This is a genomic window from Pseudomonas sp. IT-P171 (assembly GCF_949767765.1).
In the GTDB taxonomy this organism is placed as follows: domain Bacteria; phylum Pseudomonadota; class Gammaproteobacteria; order Pseudomonadales; family Pseudomonadaceae; genus Aquipseudomonas; species Aquipseudomonas fluorescens_B.
On the sequence record NZ_CATKQN010000044.1, the window covers coordinates 39,455 to 63,852 of the forward strand.

Below are 24,398 nucleotides of genomic sequence, written 5' to 3' on the forward strand. Positions count from 1 at the left end.
ACGCCTGATGCTTTTGTTGGTTGTCGCAATCGCGGTTTTCGTGGCCTGGAGCTGGTTGAGCTACCCGGCCATCGGTCACTGGCTCTATGACTTGAACATGGCGGCCGAAGCCAGGCTGTATCGGCTGCACAAGATCGTCGTGCCGATTGCCGAAATGACCGTTTCGACCTGGCAGGGCGGACCGTACGAAGCCTCAAGCAGCGTGCTGATGCTGCACGGCTACAGCGCTGACAAGAACATCTGGCTGCGCTTCGCCCGGCATTTCGTCGGCACATACCGGGTCATCATCCCCGACATCGCCGGGCATGGCGAAACCGGCTTCAAGGCCGGCGGTGGTTATGACATTCCCTTGCAGGCAAAGCGGATGATCCAGTTGCTTGATGTCTGCGGCGTCGAGAAGGTGCATGTGATCGGCAACTCGATGGGCGGCTACATGGCGGCGTGGCTCGCGGCGACTTACCCGGACCGCATCGCCTCGGTTGCCCTGATCGACCCGGCCGGTGTCACCGCGCCCGAAATCAGTGACCTGGAACGCCATCTGGCCAAGGGCCACAACCCGTTCCTGATTAACTCCCGGGAAGAATTCCGGCGCTTCTACGCCATGACCATGGCCGAGCCGCCATGGGTGCCCGGCGTGGTGCTGGACGCCATCGCCCAGCGTTATGAACAGTCTCGGGATGAATTGGAAGAAATCTTCAGGGACTTCCGTGCCAGCCCGCCAATGGAGCCGAAGCTGCCCGACATCAAATGCCCGGCGCTGTTGCTGTGGGGGCGCAAGGACCGCTTGATCGACGTCAGCAGCGTGGCGATCTGGAGCAAAGGCATCGAAGACCTGCGGGTGGAAATCTGGGAAGGTGTCGGCCATATGCCGATGGTCGAGGCACCGGCGGGTACGGCGCGGCTGTATCGTGAGTTTTTGGCATCCCAGCGCACTCAACTCCACGTGTAACACCTGCCAGGCTGGCTATAGCAGTCCTTTGCAGAATGAAGTCCGTAAGATTCTTCGTTTGTCGGCGCCGCTGAAGGCTGCGATCTTTTCCCCCATCCTTCACGTCACCGCGCCTGGAATTTTTTCATGAGCCACCCAAGCTTTGTCAGCCCTGACCTGATCCGCCAACGCTTCTCCAAAGCGATGTCCGACATGTACCGCGAAGAAGTGCCGCTATACGGCGCGTTGATGGAACTGGTGGAACAGACCAACCACCATGTGCTGGACAGCGAACCGCAGATCGCCCGGCAGTTGAACAGCACGGGCGAAATCCAGCGCCTGGACCTGGAGCGCCATGGCGCCATTCGCGTCGGCACGGCCGCTGAACTGGCGACTCTCGCCCGACTGTTCGCGGTGATGGGCATGCAGCCCGTTGGCTACTACGACTTGACCCCGGCCGGCGTACCGGTGCACTCCACGGCGTTCCGCGCAGTGCATGAGGCCGCGTTGCAGGTCAGCCCGTTTCGGGTGTTTACCTCGCTGCTGCGTCTGGAGTTGATCGAAGACCCGGAACTGCGTGCCTTTGCCCAATCGGTGCTGGATAAGCGCTCGATCTTCACGCCCACTGCGCTGTCCCTCATCGAACGCGCCGAGTCCGAGGGAGGCCTCACCGAACAAGAGGCGCAGGAGTTCGTTCTGCAGGCGCTGGAAACCTTCCGTTGGCACCACAGCGCCACGGTCACCGCCGAGCAATACCGGAAACTCAGCGCCCAGCATCGCCTGATCGCCGATGTCGTGGCGTTCAAGGGCCCGCATATCAACCACCTGACGCCGCGCACCCTGGACATCGACATTGTGCAGGCGCAAATGCCCGCCCACGGCATCACCCCCAAAGCGGTGATCGAAGGCCCGCCCCGCCGTCAGTGTCCGATCCTGCTGCGCCAGACCAGTTTCAAGGCGCTGGACGAACCCGTTGCCTTCACCGATCAAGCCGAAAGTCACGGCAGCCACAGTGCCCGGTTCGGCGAGATCGAGCAGCGCGGTGCCGCGCTCACGCCCAAAGGTCGGGCGCTTTATGACCGTTTGCTCAACGCTGCCCGTGACGAACTCAAGGACTTCCCCAACGAAGCCAACGCCGCACGCTACAACGCGCTGATGACGCAGCACTTCAGCGAATTTCCTGACACCATTGAGGGAATGCGTCAGCAGGAACTGGCGTATTTTCGCTATTTCGTTACGGAAAAAGGCCAAGGGGCGGAAGCGCTTAAGTCTTCGTCGCTGGAAGATCTGCTCAGCGGCGGTTATTTGCGGGTTGAACCACTGGTTTACGAAGATTTCCTGCCCGTCAGCGCAGCGGGGATTTTTCAGTCAAACCTGGGGGATGCGGCGCAGGCCCACTATGGCGAGCACTCGAATCGGCAAGCGTTCGAGAAGGCCCTTGGGCGATCGACCATCGATGAGTTGGGGTTGTATGCCGAGACGCAGCGGCGTTCGATCGAGGCGTGTTTTGCAGCGTTGAACAATTGAGTCATTAACAATGCAAAAAAGATCGCAGCCCGCGGCAGCTCATACAGGGGAATGTGGATTCCTGTAGGAACTGCCGCAGGCTGCGATCTTTTGATCCTATTTCAACTTCGCCAACAACGCTTCCGCCGTGGCCTCGGACGACGCCGGATTCTGACCCGTCAGCAGCAGACCATCGGTCACCACATAACTCGCCCAGTCATCGCCCTTGGAATAAATCCCGCCCTTCTCCTTGAGCATGTCCTCCACCAGAAACGGCACAACGTTCGTCAGTTGCACCGCCTCCTCCTCGGAGTTGGTGAAACCCGTCACCCGCTTGCCCTTGACCAGCGGCTGACCATCCGCGCCCTTGACGTGACGCAACACGCCGGGTGCGTGACAGACCGCCGCCACCGGTTTGCCTGCCTTGTACAGCGCCTCGATCAACGCGATCGAGTTATTGTCTTCGGCCAGATCCCACAACGGGCCATGGCCGCCCGGATAGAAAACCGCATCGTAATCGTCAGCCCTCACACTGCTCAGCAGCGCGGTCGATGCCAATGCCGACTGGGCCGCGGAGTCTTTGCGGAAGCGATCGGTGGCCGCGGTTTGCGCGTCCGGCTCGTCGCTCTTCGGGTCCAACGGGGGCTGCCCGCCCTTGGGCGACACCAGCGTCAGTTGAGCGCCAGCATCCTTGAAAGCGAAATATGGTGCGGCGAACTCCTCCAGCCAGAAGCCGGTTTTCTTACCCGTGTCACCCAATTGATCGTGGGATGTCAGAACCATCAGGATTTTCATGTCGCGCTCCTTGAATTCGGAAAATGTTCAGTCACCTCGGCGCTGGGTTTGACCATCAGACTGCGTCGTTCGTTGCACTTTTCACAGAGGCTCTCTGCGTGATGGCCAACCGCCTTGATGCGCAAGAAGTTGCGCAATCGATACGGCGAGACACGTTACTTAAGGGCTGAGCGCCCGACTTTTCAGGCCTTCCGGCCCAGTGCGCAAGAAGTTGCGCAGTGCTGCGCAAGTTCTTGCGCACATTCAGGGGTGAACGTTGCCCGGCAAGCTTTTTCAGTGGCCAATAACATACATAACACACTGATTTATATAACTTTAGTCTTTTATGGCACGGACCTTGATAAGAGTCATGCACCCACCGGGCGATATCGCCTCCCGGGCACCTCACTTATTCAGCAAGGAGAGCATCCATGGCAACACCAGCGTACATGTCCGTCACTGGCGAAAAACAAGGCCTGATCACTGCCGGCGCATTCACCGCCGACTCGGTTGGCAACACCTACCAGGAAGGTCACGAAGACCAGGTCATGGTTCAGGCTTTCAGCCACGACGTGATCATCCCGCGTGACCCGCAATCCGGCCAGCCGACCGGTCAGCGCGTACACAAGCCAGTCGTGATCACCAAGGTCTACGACAAGGCCTCGCCACTGCTGCAGGCGGCTCTGACCTCCGGCGAGCGCATGAGCGAAATCGTTATCCAGTGGTTCCGTACTTCGGCTCAAGGGACCCAAGAGCACTACTACACCACCAAACTGGAAGACGCCATCATCGTCGCCATCAACAACAAAATGCACAACTGCCAGGATCCAGGCAACTCGCACTTCACCCACCTGGAAGAAGTGCAGTTCACCTACCGCAAAATCACCTGGACCCACGAAGTATCCGGTACTTCGGGTTCCGATGACTGGCGTGCTCCAGTCGTTTAATTACGGCTGATCGTTGCAAACATCGGCCAGCTCTGCTGGTCGATGTTGTTTACGCCCCTCCAGAATTTCGCGTGCGTTGATCCGCCTTGCGGTCGACGAACGCCGCAGTGCACACGAGGAACAAGGGATGTTCGCGCCGGCCAATCAGACTCACTTTGCCCTGACCATCGAAGGTCTTTCCAACGACTTCCAGGTCCTGTCCCTGCAAGGTCGGGAAGCCATCAGCCAGCCGTTTGTGTTTGAGGTGGAACTGGTCAGCGAAAAGCCGTCCCTGGACCTCGAGACCCTGCTGCACAAACCGGCCTTTTTGCAGCTCTCGCCCGACGGCAGCGGCATTCATGGCCAGATCTATCGCGCCGCCCAGGGGGATTCCGGCAAGCGCCTGACCCGCTACGCGGTGACCCTGCGCCCGCAACTGTCCTACCTGGCGCATCGCATCAACCAGCGCATCTTCCAGAACCTCACGGTGCCGAAAATCATCGGCCAGGTCCTCGAAGAACATGGCATCCAGAGCAATGCCTACGCATTCAAGGTCGGGGCGATTTATCCTGAACGCATCTACTGCGTTCAGTACGATGAATCGGACCTGCAGTTCATCCAGCGCCTGTGCGAGGAAGAAGGTATCCACTACCACTTCCAGCACAGCGCCACAGCCCACAAACTGGTGTTCGGCGATGACCAGACGGTGTTCCCGAAACTCGCGCCGGTGGCCTATCAGCAAGACTCCGGCATGGTCGCCAACGACCCGGTGATCAAACGCTTCGACCTGCGCCTGGAAACCCGCACCAGCCGCATCACCCGCCGCGACTACGACTTCGAAAAACCGCGCATCACCCTCGAAAGTGAAAACCGCGGCGACGCCCTGCCCGATCTCGAAGACTACGACTATCCCGGTCGTTTCATCGACCGCGAACGCGGCAAGCACCTGGCCAAACGCGCCCTCGAACGCCACCGCAGCGACTTCCAGCTGGCCGAAGGCAAAAGCGATCAGCCGTTGCTGGTCAGCGGCCACTTCCTGGCCCTGACCCAACACCCGAAAGCCAAATGGAACGACCTGTGGCTGCTGACCGAAGTCCTGCACGAAGGCAAACAGCCGCAAGTGCTGGAAGAGTCGGTCACCAGCAGCACCACCAACCTGAAAGACGATTTCCACCAGGGTTATCGCAACCGCTTCCAGGCCACGCCGTGGGACGTGCCGAATCGCCCACCGCTGACGCAGAAAAAACCGCGCATCCTCGGCAGCCAGAGTGCGGTGGTCACCGGCCCCAAAGGTGAAGAGATCCACTGCGACCAGTACGGCCGCGTCAAAGTGCAATTCCACTGGGACCGCGAAGGTCAGGCCGACGACAAGACCAGCTGCTGGCTGCGCGTCTCCTCTGCCTGGGCCGGCGCACACTACGGCGGCATCGCCATCCCACGGATCGGCATGGAAGTGCTCGTCACTTTCCTTGAAGGCGACCCCGACCAGCCGCTGATCAGCGGCTGCCTGTACCACAAGGAAAACGTCGTCCCGTACGCCCTGCCGGCGAACAAGACCCGCACCACCTTCAAAACCCTCAGCTCACCGGGCGGCGCAGGCTTCAACGAACTGCGCATCGAAGACAAGAAAGGCCAGGAACAGATCTTCCTCCACGCCCAGCGCGACTGGGACGAAAACGTCGAACACGACCAGAAAATCCGCGTCGGCAACGAACGCCACGACACCGTCGAGAAAAACAGCTACAGCGAATTCAAGGCTGAAGAACACCACACCGTTTATGAAGACCGCAAAGTCGAAGCCCGCGCCAACGACCACCTGACCGTGGGCGTGAATCAGCACATCAAGATCGGCACCGGGCAATTCATCGATGCGGGCCAGGAAATCCACCTGAGCAGCGGCATGAAAGTGGTGCTTGAGGCCGGGAGCGAATTGACACTCATTGGTGGCGGCAGCTTCATCAAGATCGATGCGGGCGGCGTGACCCTGAGCGGGCCGGTGATCAACATGAACTCCGGTGGAGGGCCGGGCAGCGGAACGGGAGCGGCGCCGTTGTTGCCGGGGGTGTTGAAGCAGGCGGATGCGGATAAGGCTGGGCAGGTCGTTGCGCCTTCCCTGGCTTCGTATAAAGCGCAAGCAAAAACGGGAGTGCTACTACCTACCCCTTCGTGCCACCTCGATGCTTCCGGCCATTGCCCCATTCACCAGCCGGGTAAATCAGCATGATCGATTCTATTCCTTCGCCGTTCGAACGACCTCCGTCCCCGGGCACCCTGTGTCTGATTCTGGATGGCAGCTTTGATGCGGATTTGCTGGCGCGTCTGTTTCAAGGTGACGAACAATCGCGCCCTCGGTGTACTCCACTGTTCCTCAATACGCCATATGCCGAACTTCAACCTGCTGGACCTTACGTTGTCGTGTGCCCTGCAAAAGGCGAATCAACGGCGTATGCCAGTGCCCTGCTGGAGCAGTCCGATGCCGGCTGTGTGGCCTGGCTGAGCAACGAGCAAGACTTGGACAACGGGGTTGAACATTGGCGAAGCCTGCTCACTGTGCGCACCGACGACACGCCGCAACAGATGATGCGGTTTTTCGATCCACGATGGTTAGAGCCCTTGCTGCGCAGCCTTAATGAAACTGAGCGCAACCAGTTTATTGGGCCATTCACCGGCATGGCCTGGCGTAACGAAATGGGCTGGCGGTACTACGCCAGGGCGCCCCAGAGCCCAGCGGCCGCACTGCAACCGCCCGCTTGGCTGTACCTGAGTCCGGAGCGCGAAGAGTCGATTGAGCGAGGTCGATTGAAGGTCATTGCAGCACGCTTTGCCGAAGACTATCGCGAAGTGTTACCTGCCCAAGACACTGTCGAGTTTGTATATCGTCAATTGCTGGCCGGACAACAAGCGGGCTACCAACAAATGGCAGATCAGGAACGCTGGCTACGCCTCGCCATAAGCCGTGGAGATTCCTTTTGGGCGACTGCCCCGGATGCAGAACTTCTGGCTCGTAACGACGTGGCGCTGGGTGAAAAATTGACTCAGCTGGAAAGCCTCTGAATCACAAGGACGATGAGCAATGAGCAACACCTATACCGTCAAAAGCGGCGATATCCTCGGCAATATTGCCAGCGCAAACAAATGCTCTGTGGCGGATCTACGGGCACTTAACCCCATTATTACCGACCCCAACCACATCAAAGCCGGTTGGGTGCTGCAGTTACCAGCCACTAAAATGTTGCCGCCGCCCAAGCATGCGGACAACCAGAGCACCACCAGTGTCAAGGGCGAAGCTCAATGCAAGGACGAACTGGTGGACGTGGTGCATATCACCGGTGAAGACACTTTTTATGTTCTGACGGAAAAAGAGTCAAACGCACTCAAAACGCAGACTGACCTCGTCAAGAAACTTATGGACGAGCTGCACCAGAACCTGGCCAAAGCCACCCAAGCGAGTAAATGCACCAAGGCATCAAATCCTCAGACCAGTTGCGCCTGCTCGCGATGTGTCAAAGACGCCTGGAACGCCAAGGCTGAAGATGCCGGGTTGGTGCAGCGATCAGAGCCACCGCCGGAAAAAGCGACCGCAAAGGCGGTTACGCGCAAAGAAGACTTGCAAGGTCAGTTGGCAACAGTGCAGCAGGCACGTGATTGGTATCAGCGTTATACGCCGAAGGTTTCGCTTGGGGGCAACTATTTAGAGAGCAACTGGAAACAGCTGCAAGCCAAAAAAGTACTCGAATTGAACGCCGAGATTGAATCCCTGCGAACCAAGATCGCAGCGCAAGGAAAGGCCGAAGCCGGCGACAGTTCCACCAGTGCCAATAGCGCTGCGCCGGACATCAAGCATGGCAAGGGAAAAACCACCGAAAGCCAAAAAGGTCGACAAGTAAAAACAGGCATTACCGTTATCGAAGTCATCTCGTTCAGCGACCCAAGTCGCCGGCACTACATACCGATGAGTTACCGGGAACAACTTGACTGGAAAGTGAAGGTCAGCACGAAGGTAATGCAGGGCAAGCCTCTCGATAAAAACCTGTCTAAAGAGCTGTTCAAGGACATCAAGTCCGCCGTCAATGAAAGCCGAAAAACCAGCCCCCTTGGTAGTCTTGAAGCCAAGTTTACGAGCTGGACGAGCAAAGACGACAACCTGCTTAATGCCCTGCATAAAGAATGCTCCTGGACTTCCAATCAGGCAGACTCCGCGAAATACGCCGTCTCCGCCGAAGCCCACGCCTTCCGTTTCGCCGCCACCGCCAGCGCCGGCATCAACAGCTGGGAGCCCGGCAAAGGTAACATCGAAGTGGGCGTGAAAGGCAGTGCAGCGATCTCGCTGGCGGAAGGCTCTGTTGCGCTCAAGAGTTTCTTCCCCGATCAGGGCGGTTACGTGGTGCGGATGCCTTACCGCAATGCCGAAGGCAAAGAAGTGGTGAGTGACATCGGCATTTTCCGCCTTGACGGAAAAGTGGAGCTGTCGTGTTTCGTCGGTGCGACGGCACAAGGTCAGGCAGGCGCAAAAGCACAATACAAACCTAAAGAGGTTGAAGCTTCTGGCGCGACGGCGTTGCTCAGTACGCCAAGCATGGCAGTGGATAAAAAACGCGGGGGTAGCCTTGGTGTGAAGGGCAACGCGTTTGCTGGCGTACAAAGTGGCGGCACAGTGACCGGAACGTTGAAGTGGCTTGATCCGGCCAAGCAAGGGGGCGGCAAAATTGTCGCGGGCCAGGCGAATGATAGTGGCAGCACAGACTGGGCGAGTCTGGTTGAGATTAAAGCTGAAGGGAATGTGGCGCTTGGTGTGGGGGCTGGGTTTGATTTTGGAATAGTAATTCGTAGTGATCGGTTGGAGATTAACTGCAAAGCCAGTCTGGTATTCGGTCCGGGTGCAGGCGGTGGTTTTGGTACAGCGGTCGATATAGAGCAGGTAGGAAATCTGGCGTATGTGTTTTGCAGTGCGTTGTCTAAGGCGGACTTTCACTATCAGCTAGCGGTGACCGAAGAAGCCTTCGATTATATGGCCAGGGGGCTGTTTAGAATTGCAACGCATCCTGGAGAAGTAGCGGGCAAAGCATTTTCGAATGGTCTTATCAAGATGAACTCTTGGTGGGAGATGCGGGAAGCAACCCTTCTAGAAGCTAAAAACCTAGCGACCTACTTGCTCAGTAACCATTCGATAGATTTGAATGGCAAAAAAATCCCGTTAAATATGCTGCCGCCAGAAACCATTGGGCCAATGCTGTACCTGTTAACGGAAAGCTTCGTAGAAAGCTGGGCTGAAGATCAGGAAAAAGCTGTTGTTCTATTGCTATCCCATTTACGCAGTTGGAGGCATTTCATTGAGGTACTGGAACACTGTTCGAAAAGCGGCAGCAAAACTAAGGCAATGGATAGTTTGAATCGTATCAATGCTCTGCTCGATGGTGGTGAACAACGTGAGTTCAACCGGTTTATCGGTTCGTTGGCAATCAATAGTGATTCTTCTATGCGGTCGGAAGGGATGCTTGCGTGGACTCCGGGCCTTCCATGGCGTAAAGAAAATGTCTTAATTGCAGCAAAACGGAGCAGTTTATTTGACGGTTTAGCTTAATGAGGGGCGCCAATAGGCGCCCCCACGGTTTCGCTGCTCTAAAGCGGCTGATCCGACTGAATGGCGCATCGAAAACTGTTACCTTGATAGTGACCATCTTGAATTGGTTCTTCAGCCCAACGGCGGACTATAGGGGCGGCAAACAAAGGCGCCTCAGAATAATTTGATCCCCTTTTTATTCTTTTAGTACCGGTGTCTGGTCCTTTTGGGTTTTCTAATGGAGAGTGCTGATAATAATCTTTGCCATACCAATCGTTGACCCAATCAGTAGCATTGCCTGACATATCGTAGAGGCCCAAAGGGTTGGGTGTGAAACGTTTTACAGAAAAAGTGGCTGTTTCAGACTCCATTGGAAAATTTTTCCCATAACTTAGACTCCCAGTATCGGTCGGAAACAGCACATGTTCGCCTCGACTGCGGGCTGCATACTCCCACTGGGCCTCAGTGGGAAGGTCCACGGGGTAACCACTTAGTTTTCCAATCCACTGGCAGTAATCTTTGGCCTCCTGCCAGCTTTGAGTGGGAGCAGGTAGCGTTGGATTATAAAGTGTGTCTTTTAGATCTTCTCTATTCCGATATTTAGTGTCAAACAAAGGCTTTCCGTTCGCGACAAAAAACAGATCAAACTGTTCAAGCGTAGTCTGAAGTTTCGACAAGTAGTAACCACTCAGCTTTACCGGGTGTACGAAATCATCATCACCATCAGGACTAATGTTACACATCTGCTCAGGATCTTGCCCACAAGGCCAGGTACACACATCCTTTTCGTCGTACTCACAAATCCAGCCAAAGTCCCCCATATCAAACTGTCCACCCTCGACAAAAACCATATTGTCGATGGACTGCACGACGGTGTTGAGCACCTTGCCGCGCAGTTCGCTGGAAAGATCAGGGTACTTCTTCGCAATGGTGGCCGCGATGGTGGAAACTTTCTCTGGTGCAAGACTCTTGCTGGTAGGCAAAGGGCCGGATTCCGCCTCGCAACCGACTAAAAACATCATGGCTGGCAGGGCAAGTACGAGCTGACGTAGCACTGGAAATATCCTTATAAAATGCGACAAAGGCCGAACATTAACATCCCCTGCCCGCACAACAAAGTCCCGCACAAAGCCTTTCAATATCTCGGTATTTGCCAGGCTGACGAGAATTTTGGCTGCGCTTGGGTGACGCAACGCAGATGCGTCAAGCGTGGCTTGCAGGCGCGGTCTGGCCAATCGGGTTTTGGCATGGAATCAGCGCAGGTTTGAGCGCAGCATGGGGGGCGAATCTGGCCATTTATGTTCAGACATTCAGAGCTGTTCGGGCAGCACGAGCTGCGGTCATTCTTGGTGACGCTGCAGCGATTGGCCGAGGAGTCAGTCAAGCCCCCCATCTAGCCTTTAAGGCGTTGGGAGTGACCATTTTGATAGTGGGGGGGGTATTTGCACGACTCTACACTCAGGACACCCCATTGGAAAAATGGGTGAAAGGCACAAAATTTGGGGTCGCTCCTGCTAATTGGTCCAACAACTACAAAACCTCTATGATCGAGTTCTACAAAGTCATTTTTCCTTTCAGTTTCGAAGCATCTCGCTTAAATGGGTGTCCGGTTTCATTAGACCACTACAAAAGCCGCCTTCCCTAAGGAAGTCCTGGAATGGTCAAAACCTATCCCCGCCGAGCAACACGCTAAGCCGAGCGAAGCGTTGCTCAAGGAGAGCGCTGAAATCCGGAAGGCCTTCTCCAAAGGGCAGAACCTGTTGGATTACTTCAAGGTAAAATTTGCCGAAACGGATAAAGAGGCTGCCGTGGGCGTGCCCTAGTCCAAACCCACCTTATGGTAATCCTGAATGACACCTACCTCTCCGCAGTACGACGAGTTCGATATTCGACAGCAGCGCCCTGTCGCTGGTGAAACCCGTCATTTTGCCACTGGAGAGGCTCTATTTTTGTCGCCACTGCCTGTGCCCACCGGGCAAATCCCCATGGATTTTGGCGGAAGCTTTGTTGAGGTGAATGACACATTCCTTGACGTAGGCAGTAGTAATTTCGGCAAGGCTTTCCAAGCTAGGGCAATGACTGGGCTCGGTATGATGTTCATTTTCTCATGCCTGATTGTTCTGCCTTTGCTTGCAGGATCTACTACTTGGGGAAATCCATTTTCCGAGTCCTTTTGGGACAGAACGGCAGGCATGTTCCATTTCGGTGTAACCTTTAGTATTTGGGGGGGAGGAATAGCGGCGCTCCTGGGTACTTACGTTATCTTGAGCACTACCAGAGCGAAGTCCCGCACCCGCCCTATTCGATTCAACCGCCAACGGCGTGAAATCTGTTTCTTCCCCGAAGGTTCCGACGTCCCCGTCATTCAACCATGGGAAGAGACAGTATCTTGGCTCTCAATCAGTACAGGAGTTACTGGAGTGGGAGTGACAAGCGCCTATACCTTTGGTATGGCGTTCGACGACTCCAAAACGGACGTAGTGCACTTTGTTAGACAAGGGGTAATGACTCCTGCTCATGGCTTGGGTAAGTGGGAAGCCATACGTGTCTACATGGAAAAAGGTCCGGAGTTTTGCCCTGGCAAAGCACCCTACGAGGGTCGCCACACCTTCGATAAAAAACGACAAGACATGCACGAGGAATACCAGCACAACGAACGCTCCGCTTTAGGAGTTGGTTGGTGGTACCTGACGCACCTGATCACCTGGTGGCGTTTTCCGTACTGGGTAGCGGAATGGGACCATCGTTTCAGCATGAAATCTCTACCGGAATCCATTGCAGAGTGGTCAAAATCTTTACCGACTGACCAGTGGGCCAAGCCAAGCCAAGCTTTGAAAGAGCAAAGCGCCAAGATCGAAAAGGCCTTTGCTCAGGGGCAAGATTTCATGACGTACTTCAAAGCCAACCTCAGCAAAACCGAGGCAAAAGAGTCAACAGATAGTTCGGTATTATGAACGTAGATATCAAACAGTCCGGTGGACTCGACCATGCAACTGTCCGGACAGTTCTTAGTGCAGATCAGCCAACAGGCAAGGCTCCTTTAGAGCTATTCATTACCGATGAGCACACCGAAAATTATCTCACATTGAAAATGAGCGGCGATGCTGAACGGGGTGCTATGACAGGCATGCTTGCAGGCATCGCATCTCCGCTTGGCCTGCTTCTGTCAATATGGATGACGATGGAAGGTGAATGGGCGCTGGTAGCTTTGTCTCTCGCCATTGCGACTCCTATGTTTGTAATTCCTTTCTTATTTGAAATTTGTCGACCTCTTCCTCTACCCGTTCTATTCAATCGTCGCACTCGTGAAGTCTACTTTGAAAAAGAAGGCGAACTGTTTCATTCTCCATGGGATGGAATTCAAGCGATGGCATGCGAGTTTCAAATTGTCGGACCCTATACTGGCGGCATTGGAAACACATCTTTAGAAATAATGCTTAATCGTTTTCGCGACCCTGGTAATTCATTAATGATTAGCCTCGGATCACCTATAGGTAAAACCCTGGATATGCAAAAAGGATTTTGGGAATACATACGCGCCTATATGAACAACGGGCCATGGTTTGACGAGCGAGGCAATTACAGCGAATCAGATAATTTTGTGAAAAGCCAACTAAACCTAAACACGAAACCATCAAGCTTTCTTGCTCATTGGCGAAAAACCATCGCGGACAAAAAAACTGCAACAAATGGGAAAAACTATCTCAGTGGTATGGACGCGCTCATGCTTCTAGGACACATAATGTTCTATCCTACCCATTGGATTCAGGAATTCACCCATAACATTGCAAAACGTAAGTCTCGTAATCGGTGGCCCACGGTCGTGCTGGAGCGTTTGCAGTCAGATGGCCCTACCACGAGATTGGTTGATATTGAGAAGTAGAGACAAATAGTTCCTTATGAGGTGCAGGTCCAGAGTTCTGCCCTGGCAAAGCCCCCTACGAAGGCCGCCCCAAAGCCGCCTTCCCTAAGGAAGTCCTGGAATGGTCAAAACCTATCCCCGCCGAGCAACACGCTAAGCCGAGCGAAGCGTTGCTCAAGGAGAGCGCTGAAATCCGGAAGGCCTTCTCCAAAGGGCAGAACCTGTTGGATTACTTCAAGGTAAAATTTGCCGAAACGGATAAAGAGGCTGCCGTGGGCGCGTCCTAGGCCGAACCCACCTTATGGTAATCCAGAATGACACCTACCTCTCCGCAGTACGACGAGTTCGATATTCGACAGCAGCGCCCTGTCACAGGGGAAACTCGTCGTTTTCCCACTGGCGAAGCATTGTTCCTCTCTCCTCTACCAGTTCCTACCGGGCAAATCCCAATGGATCTCGGCGGTAGTTTTGTTGAAGTCAACGACACCTATCTGGACTTGGGTAGCAGCAATCTCACCAAGTCTTTCCAAGCACGATTAGCTGTGTCACTCCCGACAGTCGTAGTTATCGTTTGTCTATTTGTTCTCCCAACATTGATGGGCTTCGCAGCATTCATAAACCCATTCGGCAGAAGCTTCTGGTTTTACTTCAACGATTTTTTTGAGTTCGGAATATCACTAGCGCTCTGGTGTGGAGGGGGAGCAGCGCTGATTGGCCTGTACGCGATTATCAGCACCACAAGGAACAAAGCCCGCGCCAGACCCATCCGATTTAACCGTCAACGCCGAGAGGTCTGTTTCTTCCCGAATGGCTCCGACGAAGCCGTGATCCAGCCTTGGGAAGACACGGTTGCGTGGATCTCAGTCAGCACCGGATTCACTGGAGTAGGAGTAATCAGTAGCTACACCTTTGGCATGGCCCTAGATAATCCCAAGGCCGATACGGTGCACTTTCTTACACAGGAGGTCATGACGCCTGTTCATGGACTAGGCAAATGGGAAGCCATACGTGTCTATATGGAAAAAGGACCGGAGTTTTGCCCTGGCAAAGCACCGTACGAGGGTCGCCACACCTTCGATAAAGAACGACAAGACATGCACGAGGAATACCAGCACAACGAACGTTCCGCTTTAGGAGTTGGTTGGTGGTACCTGACACACCTGATCACCTGGTGGCGTTTTCCGTACTGGGTAGCGGAATGGGACCACCGTTTCAGCATGAAATCTCTACCTGAATCCATCGCTGAGTGGTCTAAACCTCTTCCGCCTGAGCAGTGGGCGAAGCCAAGCCGAGCTTTAGAAGAACAAAGCGCGAAGATCGAAAAAGCCTTTGCTCAAGGACAGAATTTCATGACGTACTTCAACGCAAACTTAAGTAAAACCGATGCAAAAGAGTCCGCAGGTAGTTCGGCATTATGAGCGCAGAGATCAAACAGCCCGGTGATTGGCGGGACCAGAGCAATCAGCGTCCTGTCGCTGGTGAGTCCCGACGGTTTGCCACTGGCGAGGCAGTGTTCTTTTCACCCTTACCCATTCCTACCGGGCAGACGCCAATGGACTTGGATGGAAGCTTTCTTGAGGTCAACGATACTTATCTCGATGTGGGCAGTAGCAACTTCAATAAGGCTTTTCAAGCCAGGGTTATGATCGCGAGTGGAATGCTCTTGCTGATTGTTAGTTTGATAGTAGGACCTTCCATCGCCGGCTTGATGAGTATTGGAGATCCCTACGGCCGAACATTTATCTACATTTTCATAGAGTTTTTCCCCACTGGCGCTGTCATCGGTGCTTGGGGAGCAGCAGGAGCAGCAGTTTTAGGACTGTATGTTGTGATCAGCTCCACACTCACCAAATCCCGCACCCGCCCCATCCGCTTCAACCGCCAACGCCGCGAAGTCTGTTTCTTCCCCCACAACTCCGACGAACCCGTCATCCAGCCATGGGAAGAACTGGTCTCCTGGCTCTCCGTCAGCACGGGCTCAACCGGCGTAGGCACGATGAGCACTTACACCTTCGGCATGGCCTTCGACGACCCTAAGGCCGATAAAGTCCACTTTGTGAATCGAGGTGTGGCGACACCTATCCATGGGTTGGGTACGTGGGAAGCGATCCGCATCTATATGGAAAAGGGGCCGCAATACTGCCCCGGCAAGGCGCCTTACGAGGGTCGCCATACTTTCGATCAAGAACGGGCCGATATGCACGAGGAGTACCGGCACAACGAGCGCTCGGTGCCAGGTGTTGGCTGGTGGTATTTTTCGCATGCAATCACTTGGTGGCGATTCCCGTACTGGGTTGCCGAGTGGGATCATGGCTTCAGCATGAAAAGCCTGCCTGACTCGGTTTCAGACTGGTCCAGGCCCTTGCCACCCGAGCAATGGGTGAAGCCAAGTGCTGAGTTGAATATACAAAGCGCCAGGATTGAACAAGCCTTCACCCAAGGTAAGGGCTTTAGTGCGTATTTCGAAACCAGGATAAACCCCGAATAAAACCCCAAAAAAAAATCGGACGATCTCATTGATCGTGCGTTTTTTATACCCTCGCCTCCAACAACCAATGACGACGCGGCGCAAGGTCGGAGTTACCAAGTTTGCGGATCAGCTTGGAGGTGTGTTTGAGGTAGCGGAACGGCAAACGCTCAAACGAGTCTTTCGGGCCGGCGCAGTGCTTGCGGGAGAAGCGCCAGGCCAGTTGACGGAACAGTCTTTTCTGCCAACGGATCAGCACACCTGAAGAAGGTGTTCGCCCAGTGTAATGGCCTTGGCAATCCATGCACCGGTAAAGAGCCCTGCCACTGGGCGAACGGAAAGTATTTTAGTAGAACTCTTTGAATATGTCCGCGCATATAACATGAAATTTATCGAACAACGATTAAATGTCATTCCAAATATGACTTACATACACCCACAAAACTCACTGGTTAGGCCATAAAACCGATTATTCTTGTACAAAAAAGTTATACACGAACAATCGGCACTATAGAGTCAATACTCAACTTTCGTGTTGGGTGGTCACTTTCAATACATCGGTGTAAGTCACGACAACGCTTTGCCCTACTTTCAAGTCCTTCAGTTTTTTCTGCACTTCAGGATTCTCGACGTTGACGGTTTTCGACTGGCCCGCCGGGTTTTCGAAAGTCACCTGGTTTTTCTTCAGGTCGATGCCAGTGATTTTCAGCTGCACCTGGACCTGACGGAACGCTTCACCGCCCGGGTTGGGATTGTCTTTTGTCGCGCGGATTTCGCCGGTGTGCTCGATGGAGCCAGGCAGCCCTTTGTCGACATCGGTATCGAGGTAGGCCGCCACCGAGCGGGTGACTTCGATCTTGACCTGATCCCCGACCTTCAGGTTGCCCAAATTCTTGGCCTTGTCGGTGAGCTGGACATGAACCTGCCGACCTTCGGCACCTTCAAGGACAACCTGATGTTTGGCGGCGTCAACGGCCAGGACTTTGGTCGTAACCTGGTCGGCTTCCACGGCGACGGACAGCGGGATATCCGCAGCCACGGCGCTGAAACTGGCGGCGGACAGCACGGTGGCGAGAGTGATGGCCTTGGTCAGTGCATGAAGTTTCATATGCGGTACGTTCCCTGTAATGAATGGCAGCGGACGACTCTGAACCAAAGCTCAGCGCCGTCCGTGCCACTGAGCATAGACGCTGTTCAGCGATTGTCCGCCGTTTCTTGCGCGGTGGATTCGCCGCTTTCGGTGCCTTTGCCGCTGTCCTTGCGGCGAGTGGGATCGGTGGGTCGCAGGGCGTCGTTGTCGCGCTCGACTTCTCCGGGTGGACGCGGTTCGTCGGGGTGTTCCGAGGTGTCAGGCGATTGGCGGTTCACGTTGGTTCTCCTCAGGCGTCGGGGTCGTCGACCTCGTGGGCGACGTTCACGGCAGGCGAGTCTTTGTGGGATTGATCGGCCTTGGCCTTCAGGGCTTGCCACTGGTCGAGGTCGATGGCGCCCTGCCCCAGCAAATCGTCGGCCACACGCAGCAGCTCGGCGTAATGGGCGTCGGGGGATTGCTGCCAGTAGGCCTTGTCTTCAAACAGGCGCTGCCATGCTGCAAGGTCGGGTGGTTTGAGGTCGTCGCTCATGACGGGCTCCTGGGAACGCGGGCATTCTTGAATTAGGAGGCCGACGCGCTGCTGAGAGTTCCGACTTAATAGCCGGTCATTTCCAGATAGCCCTGCCCTCCGTGACTGCCGCTGAGGCGTACGGGGCCTTCCCAGTACGGAATGCGCAAATCCATCCAGGCATTGGGGTTGAGCGCGTCAATGGTGATGTCGAGGTGTCTGGCGGGGATGGTGATCGACCAGCGCACGGGCATTGAGCGCCCGGCGACGGTGGCGGTGTCTTGCGGGGTGAGGCGGATGTCGGTGGCGTGCAGCAACTGAGTCTGGCCCTGGGCGTCGATCCAGGTGCCGGTGAGATATGGCTCGCCGTTCTTCTGCCGCATGCGGTACAGCATGACTTGTTCGCCGCTGTCCAAATGCAGGGAGAACCAGTCCCAACCGCTCTGGTTCGCGGTCAGCGGCTGGCTGCTCCACTCGCGATCAAGCCACGCCGGGCCGCTGACCTGATAGGTCTTGCCGTCGATCTCCAGCGTACCGCTGGCCTGAAAAAAAGGCTGACTGTAATAGTAAGACGCCTGGCCCTGTTCGGACTTCTGGCTGAAGCCCTTGTCCCCTTGCAGCACCGGCGGACGCGTGGACGTGAGCCGCAGTTGGTAGCTGAATAGCTTGTCACGGGCGCTGAGTTGAAGATCCGCCAGCGTATCGGCGCCCTGACTGCTGAAACGCCAATCGTCGATCCACGCATTGAACGGCTGCACGCTCACCCCGGCCTGGCCGACGCCGCCACGGGCATAGCGTTCAGCCGCATGATGCACCGTCGCCGAGGTCACGGCCGCATGGCCCAGCCAGATCGTCTGGTTAGCCCAACCTGCCACTTCGGGTGTGGCTTTCAAGGCACTGCGAAACAGCGTCCATTGCACACCGAACTCGTGACCTTGATCGTCCTTGAGATTGGCGGTGATGTACCACCACTCGATGCGAAAACCATCGTGAGGTCCGTGATCCGCCGGAAAGCTGAACACCCGACCAGGCACGACCGGGGTAAACGCGGCCGCTTCACCACCGAGGCCGGCGAAGCCTTTTTCGACCGGCGTCGAGTCATCGCAACCACTCAAAAAAAGTGCCAGCAACAGCAAGCCGAGCTTAATCCTCATGAGCAAACGTCCTTAGCAGGTCCGCCGGTTGCGAGCGATACAGCGAGTACAGCGGCCACGCCGACGCCAGCAAGGTCGCCAGCACCGCCAGCCCCATCAACTGCGCCAGTTGCAGCGGAAACACCCGCAACGGCAGGCGCCAGCCGAACGCCTGAACGTTGATCACCGTGTCCAGGCACCACGCCAGCGCGATGCCCAGCGGCAACGCCAGCACCAGCGTCAGCACCGCCAGCAACCAGGTTTGTCCGAGGTTGAGCAGCATCAACTGTCGGCGGGTAACGCCCAACGCCCACAGTGGCGCAAGTTGCCCGAGTCGGCTCTGGCTCTGGGTCAGCAGGCTGATGAACAGCGCCACGCCCGCGACACCAAGGGTCAGGCTGTTCAGCGCGGCGGTAGCGGCGAAGGTGCGCTCGAACACTTGGGTGGACCAGCCTTTGAGCCGGGCCTGATCGACGATGCGGCTGTCGTCCAGGGCGAAACGTGTTTGCAATGTCTTCAGAAAGGCCGGGATCAGCGGCGGCTCGATGCGCAGGTTGAAGCGGTTCGGCGTCAGTTGCGGCCAGCCGCGCAGCAGGTGGTCGACGTTGACCAGGAGGTGGCCCTTGGGATTGCCGTAGTCGGCGTAGATCCCGACGATTCGCGGCGACCACGGGCCGTTCGGCGTGGGCAGCGTGAGGTGGTCGCCGAGATGCACCTTCAGGCGCCGGGCCAGTTGCTCGCTGAGCATCAATGCGTCGTCCTTGGCCAATCGGTCCCATGGATTGTCGCCCAAGGCTTCCAGCAACGGCCAGTGCTGGCGATACGTCGGGTGGTCGATCACGCCAAAAACGTCCGCCGGCCAGCCCTGCAACTGGATCGACACCTGCCAGTTGGGCAGCACCGCGCTGAGTGAGGGTTGCTGTTTGAGCCAGCTCTGCAGTTCTCTGGCCTGGGCCGGATTTTGCGGGTTCACGTACAGCTCGGCGGTCAGCCGTTGTTCGAGCCAGTCGCTGAAGGTCTGGCGAAAACCGGCGGTCATGCTGCCGGCGCCGATGTTCGCCGCCAGCGCCAACAACAGCGCCATCAACGCCAGGCTCAGGGCCGGCAATTGCTGACGGCAATCGGCGAGAAACCATTGACCGAGCACCGAGCGGCTGCGCTGCAGCACCAGGTTCAGCACCGTATCGAGTACCACCGGCAGCGCCAGCGCCGCGCCGATCAGCAGCGCGGCCATCAGCAGGAATCCACTGGCCAGGCTGTCGCCAACGATCAACGCCAGCAGTGCGATCACGCCCGCAATCGCTGCCACCCAGCCCTGACGCCGCAACCAGCGCGCATGGGCCTGATGCCAGGCCTGCGGATCGGCCAGGGCCAGCAACGGCAAACGTGCCGCCCGCAACAGGCTGTTGGCACCGGCCAGCATCGCACCCAGCAGGCTCAGGCCAACCCCGCTGAGCCACCACCCAGGGCTGAGGCTCAACTGCCCCGCCACTTCAGCGCCGTACAACCCGCGCAGACTGGCGGCGACGTCTGGCAGCAATACACTGGCCAGCAGGTAGCCGCTGGCGACGCCTGCGATGCCGCCGACCAGCGCCAGACCACCCAGCTCAACGGCAAGGCAAACGATCAGCATTCGAGCACTGACCCCACAGGCGCGCAGGGTTCGCAGCAGTCCCCGACGTTGCTCCAACGCCAGCCCGATCGCGGCGTGAACAATGAACAGGCCAACGACAAAGGAGAGAAAACCCAAGGCATCGAGGTTCAGGTGAAAGCTTTCGGTCAGGCGCGAGAGGTTGTTCTCTTCGCCGCTGGTTTTTAGTTGGAGCTGGCCTTTGAATTGATCAGGCGAAGTCGCGGTGAAATCCTTGGGCAACAGCAGCCGCGACAGTTGATCCGGCAGCCCCAGAATCTGCTGGGCGAAACCAATGTCCACCAGCAACAGACCGGGGGCCATGTCGGCTTGCATTTGCAGTGGCGGCAACGCCACACCGTTCAAACTGGAAGGACGCTCACCTTCGCGCAGCCCCAACGCCTGCAACGTCTGCGGCGATATCCAGGTACTGCCCGGCGGGCTGAAGAACCTGACAATTTGTTCAATCTCCATCGCCCGCCCGGCCACCGCCGAACCGGCCGGCAACGACACCGGCTCGATGCCCATCAACTGCAAGCGTTGATCTTCATGGCCCTTGAGCGTGACTCGTCCTTGCAACACCGGCGACACCGGCCAGCCCGCACGGCGCAGCTCGATAAACAATGCCTGTGGAAACGTCCCACCACTCGGGGCACTGAGGCTGGCCTGGGGTTCGCCGCCGATCAATTGACTGGCCCGCGCATAACTTTCCCGCGCCTGACTGTTCAGCGCCTGCACGCCGGTCAACAGGCTGGTGGCCAGCCAGAGCCCGATCAGCACACTGAAAAACTGCACCGGGTGCTGCCGCCAATGGCTGAGCAGCGCGCGCATCGTTTCGCGAAAAACCCGCACTTCAGCGCTCGTCCGCGCCAGCCAGGCGACCACGGTGCAACACCACTTTCTGCGCCAGTCGCGCCGCCACTCTCGGGCTGTGAGTGACCATCAACAACGTCGTGGGGCTGTCGTCGAGCAGCTCCAACAACAACTTCAACACTTCATCGCTGGTGGCTTCATCGAGGCTGCCGGTGGGCTCGTCGGCCAGCAGCAGTTTGGGTTGCGAGGCCAGCGCCCGCCCCAGTGCGACCCGCTGCTGTTGACCGCCGGACAACTGCTCCGGATAACGCCGCAGCAAATCCCCCAACCCCAGACGCTGCACCAGATGCGCCTGCCAACGCGGGTCGTGCCGCCCGGCCAGCCGCGCCTGAAACGCCAGATTGTCCTCCACGCGCAAACTGCCGATCAGGTTGAACTGCTGGAACACCAGACCGATTTCGGTCCGCCGCCAGTTCGCCAGCTGCCCTTCATTCATCTGATCCAGCTGATGCACGCCACTGCGGATGCTGCCGCGATCGACCTTGTCCAGCCCGGCGATCAGGTGCAGCAAGGTGCTCTTGCCGCTGCCCGACTCGCCCATCAACGCCAGGCTGCTGCCGGCTTTGAGCGTCAGGTCGACACCTTGCAACACCGGCAGCGGACCTTGCGGAGTGGCGTAGCTTTTGAAGACGCCTTGGACCTGAAGCATGGTTGAACCTGATTGAGGAGCGTGGGGCAAAGGATAGCGGGCCGGGGCGGGTTTTGTCCGTTGCGGTTTTCGGTCCTTTTCCGCCAACGACACGCTCTTGTGAGCGTGATCAGGTTGGATTGAGCACGGTGGAGGAGACCTTTACAGCTGCAGTGAATGGGCCGGCCTATTCGCGGGCAAGCCACGCTCCCACAGGTACTGCGGTGTTTTTGATTTGACCTCAGTACTTCACCCCCACCCACGAAAAACACAACGGCAATTGCGCCGTGCGCTTCTGATAGCGGTCATAAAGCTCCTCACGATTGGAATGCGGATACTCCTTGAAGTGGCTGATCTGCAACCCCGCCTCGATAGCGCCGGTGAAGATCGCGCCCAGCGTGTGGACGAACCAGTAGGACGTCGCCGCCTGCTGCTCGACCTTGCCTTCGTAAACGATCGGCTGGTCTTGCACAAACGGCTCGCTGCGAAAGTATGAACTGGCCAAGGCATACGGGTCGACGGCTTCAGGGTCGAACATCTCCAGGAACGGATGGGTTTCGTACACCACCAGCGCGCCACCGGGCTTGAGGGTGCGGGCGACGTGGCGGAAGAATTCGCCGATGTCCGGCATCCAGTTCAAGACGCCGATGGTAATCAGCGCCACATCGAACCGGTCATGCAGTTCGCTTGGCAGATGATGGATGTCAGCCTCGATGAATTCAGGTGCGTGCGGCGAGCGGGACGCCAGCTCCCGCGCCTGATCGAGAAAGGCCTCGGACTGGTCAACACCCACGACACTGCGGGCACCCAACGCAAACAGGGAAAGACTTTCGCGGCCGTTGTTGCAGCCCAGTTGCACCACGTCCTTGCCGTCGACGCCGACCTGTTCCAGCACACCGCGCAAGGTGTCGTCGATGCAGGAAAAATCCCGTTGAGTGACGGCCTTCAACAGGGACTGCCATTCAGGAGCGTTTTTGTGGTGTCGGGCGGAGTCATTCCAGGCATCGCGGTTGCTGGCGATGGCGTTTTCTTTTGTCGGCATTTCCATTGCACACTCCAGAACTCGGGGGTTATCAGACCGACCCGAGTCTAGATCAGTGTTTTTGAAAAACCCATGTGGCGTTTGTTGGAATGTTGTAAGCCAGGCATCGCCCACGTCTGGCAGCTATAGTTAATGACCTTGGGGAAATTGCGGGAAAACCGATTTCGCAGGTGCAGCCATGAAACACACCGATCTGCCGCTGATATTCGCCCTCTGCCTGACCGCCGCCACCGGTGCTCACGCGCAAGACAGCCTGACACCCACGTCCGCGTACAGCAGCGAGTTCAACTATTACGGGGAAAACCAGCCGTTCGCCCACCCCGTTCCGCCGACCCTGAGCACCGTGCCACCGCGCTCGTACATCCCGACACCCCCTCCGGATTTCATCCCGATCGCCAGCCAGGGCCAGGCGACGCCCGTTTACCACTGACGCGACCAGGCCTGCGAACGGGTGCGCGAAGGCCAGTCGCTGTCCGCCGCGCTGGAGCTCAATCACCTTGTCACTCCGGTATCCCTGCGCTTGCTGCGCGCCGGCGAGCAGTCCGGCAACCTCGGGCAGATGATGGAGCGCAGCGCCGATTTCTACGACGAAGAAATCAGCCGCTGGATCGAATGGTTCGTGCGGTTGTTTGAACCCTTGCTCATGACCTTCATCGGTCTGCTGATCGGGGTCATCGTGATCCTGATGTACATCCCGATTTTCGAGCTGGCCTCAAGCATTCACTAGCCCCGGGGGCAGGACCGGGTTGTACCGCTCATCGCTCGTCGACGGTGCAACTGAATAAATCTGGACGTTGCGGTGTTCACCCACTGAATCGAGCAGCACGTTGCATTGTTCATCAACGCTCCAATCTGAATAAGAAGACGGAGAACGACATGCACATCAACAAGCTTTTACTGGCGGTAGCGATTGGCGCAATTTTGTCGGCGTCGACCGTATTGATTCCGGACAGCCTGTCCGGAGTATCGAGCGCACAGGCCAAGGACGGCGGGAGTGGAGGTGGCGGCGGCAGTGGTGGTGGTGGCGGTGGTGGCGGCAGCGGTGGCGGTGGCCACGGCGGCTCTGGCGGTGGCCACGGCGGAAGCGGGGGCGGCGGCAACAGCGGCGGCCATGGTGGAAGCGGCAGCGGCGGCAACAGCGGCAACGGTCACAGCGGCAGTGATCATGGTTCGGGACACTCTGGCAATACGGCCTCATCCGGCCGCAATGGCACCCATGCCGAGCCGGGAGACGATCACGGCGTTCATCACGCGGGTGAAATTGGCCATAACCGTGGCGTTCATCATGCCGGCGAAATTGGCGATGACCACGGCGTTCACCGCTCCGGTGAAATTGGTGATGACCATGGAGTTCATCGTGCTGGCGAGATCGGCGATGACCATGGCGTGCATGTCGGTGGCGAGCCGGGGGATGACAAAAGGTCCTGACCGCCATTGAGAAAAGGTTCACCAAAAATCCCTGTGGGAG

Annotated in this window: 21 protein-coding genes and 2 pseudogenes; 13 read left to right on the forward strand and 10 right to left on the reverse strand. The window is 57.0% G+C overall.

The annotated features are described in order from the left end of the window. The first annotated feature begins 7 nt into the window (after nt 1–7). Nucleotides 8–949, forward strand: coding sequence for an alpha/beta fold hydrolase (locus ACM6I5_RS20085; protein ID WP_017337997.1), 942 nt, complete (start codon nt 8–10; stop codon nt 947–949). 126 nt (nt 950–1,075) lie between these two features. Next, nucleotides 1,076–2,455 (forward strand): VOC family protein, encoded by a 1,380-nt coding sequence (locus ACM6I5_RS20090; protein WP_414884506.1) that lies wholly within the window; start codon nt 1,076–1,078, stop codon nt 2,453–2,455. A gap of 96 nt (nt 2,456–2,551) precedes the next feature. Here the strand turns inward: ACM6I5_RS20090 and ACM6I5_RS20095 are convergent, their stop codons facing one another. Next, the gene (locus ACM6I5_RS20095) at nt 2,552–3,229 is read right to left on the reverse strand and encodes a type 1 glutamine amidotransferase domain-containing protein (protein ID WP_414878885.1); all 678 of its coding nucleotides are present in this window, start codon (nt 3,227–3,229) and stop codon (nt 2,552–2,554) included. A 410-nt stretch (nt 3,230–3,639) separates the two neighbouring features. On the opposite strand from ACM6I5_RS20095, the gene ACM6I5_RS20100 reads away from it, so the two are divergent. The 4 genes from ACM6I5_RS20100 (at nt 3,640) to ACM6I5_RS20115 (ending at nt 9,715) form a co-directional block, all read left to right on the forward strand. Then, the gene (locus ACM6I5_RS20100; RefSeq protein WP_007919523.1) at nt 3,640–4,155 is read left to right on the forward strand and encodes an Hcp family type VI secretion system effector; all 516 of its coding nucleotides are present in this window, start codon (nt 3,640–3,642) and stop codon (nt 4,153–4,155) included. Nucleotides 4,156–4,282: 127 nt separating this feature from the next. Further along, nucleotides 4,283–6,358: a type VI secretion system tip protein TssI/VgrG gene (gene tssI, locus ACM6I5_RS20105; RefSeq protein ID WP_414884507.1), complete on the forward strand. Its 2,076-nt coding sequence runs from the start codon at nt 4,283–4,285 to the stop codon at nt 6,356–6,358. After that, on the forward strand, nt 6,355–7,188 hold the full coding sequence (locus ACM6I5_RS20110) for a DUF4123 domain-containing protein (protein WP_414884508.1): 834 nt from the start codon (nt 6,355–6,357) through the stop codon (nt 7,186–7,188). The genes tssI and ACM6I5_RS20110 overlap by 4 nt, the downstream gene beginning before the upstream one ends. Nucleotides 7,189–7,207: 19 nt before the next feature. Next, nucleotides 7,208–9,715 carry a LysM peptidoglycan-binding domain-containing protein gene (locus ACM6I5_RS20115; RefSeq protein ID WP_414884509.1) on the forward strand — a complete coding sequence of 836 codons (2,508 nt, stop codon included), beginning with the start codon at nt 7,208–7,210 and terminating at the stop codon, nt 9,713–9,715. 38 nt (nt 9,716–9,753) lie between these two features. Here the strand turns inward: ACM6I5_RS20115 and ACM6I5_RS20120 are convergent, their stop codons facing one another. Then, nucleotides 9,754–10,929: a formylglycine-generating enzyme family protein gene (locus ACM6I5_RS20120; RefSeq protein WP_414884510.1), complete on the reverse strand. Its 1,176-nt coding sequence runs from the start codon at nt 10,927–10,929 to the stop codon at nt 9,754–9,756. Between the two features lie 615 nt (nt 10,930–11,544). Here ACM6I5_RS20120 and ACM6I5_RS20125 point away from each other — a divergent pair. From ACM6I5_RS20125 to ACM6I5_RS20140, 4 genes are all read left to right on the forward strand, one after another. Then, the gene (locus ACM6I5_RS20125) at nt 11,545–12,648 is read left to right on the forward strand and encodes a DUF6708 domain-containing protein (RefSeq protein WP_414884511.1); all 1,104 of its coding nucleotides are present in this window, start codon (nt 11,545–11,547) and stop codon (nt 12,646–12,648) included. After that, a complete protein-coding gene (locus tag ACM6I5_RS20130; RefSeq protein WP_414884512.1) occupies nt 12,645–13,577 on the forward strand; it encodes a hypothetical protein in 933 nt (310 codons plus the stop codon). The genes ACM6I5_RS20125 and ACM6I5_RS20130 overlap by 4 nt, the downstream gene beginning before the upstream one ends. A gap of 293 nt (nt 13,578–13,870) precedes the next feature. Continuing rightward, complete coding sequence (locus tag ACM6I5_RS20135) at nt 13,871–14,974, forward strand: hypothetical protein (protein ID WP_414884513.1); 1,104 nt, start codon at nt 13,871–13,873, stop codon at nt 14,972–14,974. Then, nucleotides 14,971–16,044, forward strand: coding sequence for a DUF6708 domain-containing protein (locus ACM6I5_RS20140; RefSeq protein ID WP_414884514.1), 1,074 nt, complete (start codon nt 14,971–14,973; stop codon nt 16,042–16,044). Before ACM6I5_RS20135 ends, ACM6I5_RS20140 begins: the two co-directional genes overlap by 4 nt. Before the next feature lie 43 nt (nt 16,045–16,087). Here the strand turns inward: ACM6I5_RS20140 and ACM6I5_RS20145 are convergent, their stop codons facing one another. From ACM6I5_RS20145 to ACM6I5_RS20180, 8 genes are all read right to left on the reverse strand, one after another. Continuing rightward, the gene (locus ACM6I5_RS20145; RefSeq protein WP_414884515.1) at nt 16,088–16,327 is read right to left on the reverse strand and encodes a hypothetical protein; all 240 of its coding nucleotides are present in this window, start codon (nt 16,325–16,327) and stop codon (nt 16,088–16,090) included. A gap of 219 nt (nt 16,328–16,546) precedes the next feature. Then, entirely contained in the window at nt 16,547–17,131 is a 585-nt protein-coding gene (locus ACM6I5_RS20150) for a hypothetical protein (RefSeq protein ID WP_414884516.1), read from the reverse strand. Between the two features lie 86 nt (nt 17,132–17,217). Then, nucleotides 17,218–17,391: a hypothetical protein gene (locus tag ACM6I5_RS20155; RefSeq protein ID WP_017337976.1), complete on the reverse strand. Its 174-nt coding sequence runs from the start codon at nt 17,389–17,391 to the stop codon at nt 17,218–17,220. A gap of 11 nt (nt 17,392–17,402) precedes the next feature. Beyond that, nucleotides 17,403–17,645, reverse strand: coding sequence for a hypothetical protein (locus ACM6I5_RS20160; RefSeq protein ID WP_017337975.1), 243 nt, complete (start codon nt 17,643–17,645; stop codon nt 17,403–17,405). A gap of 65 nt (nt 17,646–17,710) precedes the next feature. Next, nucleotides 17,711–18,778, reverse strand: a complete 1,068-nt coding sequence (locus ACM6I5_RS20165) for a lipocalin-like domain-containing protein (protein WP_414884517.1) — start codon at nt 18,776–18,778, stop codon at nt 17,711–17,713. Then, a complete protein-coding gene (locus tag ACM6I5_RS20170) occupies nt 18,768–21,239 on the reverse strand; it encodes an ABC transporter permease (RefSeq protein ID WP_414884716.1) in 2,472 nt (823 codons plus the stop codon). The genes ACM6I5_RS20165 and ACM6I5_RS20170 overlap by 11 nt, the downstream gene beginning before the upstream one ends. A gap of 1 nt (nt 21,240) precedes the next feature. Further along, entirely contained in the window at nt 21,241–21,909 is a 669-nt protein-coding gene (locus ACM6I5_RS20175; RefSeq protein WP_017337972.1) for an ABC transporter ATP-binding protein, read from the reverse strand. Nucleotides 21,910–22,129: 220 nt separating this feature from the next. After that, on the reverse strand, nt 22,130–22,936 hold the full coding sequence (locus tag ACM6I5_RS20180; RefSeq protein WP_414884518.1) for a class I SAM-dependent methyltransferase: 807 nt from the start codon (nt 22,934–22,936) through the stop codon (nt 22,130–22,132). 172 nt (nt 22,937–23,108) lie between these two features. Here ACM6I5_RS20180 and ACM6I5_RS20185 point away from each other — a divergent pair. The 3 genes and pseudogenes from ACM6I5_RS20185 to ACM6I5_RS20195 all read left to right on the forward strand — a co-directional run. Continuing rightward, nucleotides 23,109–23,333 (forward strand): annotated as a pseudogene (locus tag ACM6I5_RS20185) (hypothetical protein); the annotation flags it as partial. A 30-nt stretch (nt 23,334–23,363) separates the two neighbouring features. Next, nucleotides 23,364–23,657: pseudogene (locus tag ACM6I5_RS20190) on the forward strand (type II secretion system F family protein); the annotation flags it as partial. 149 nt (nt 23,658–23,806) lie between these two features. After that, complete coding sequence (locus ACM6I5_RS20195) at nt 23,807–24,358, forward strand: hypothetical protein (RefSeq protein WP_414884519.1); 552 nt, start codon at nt 23,807–23,809, stop codon at nt 24,356–24,358. Nucleotides 24,359–24,398: the final 40 nt, after the last annotated feature.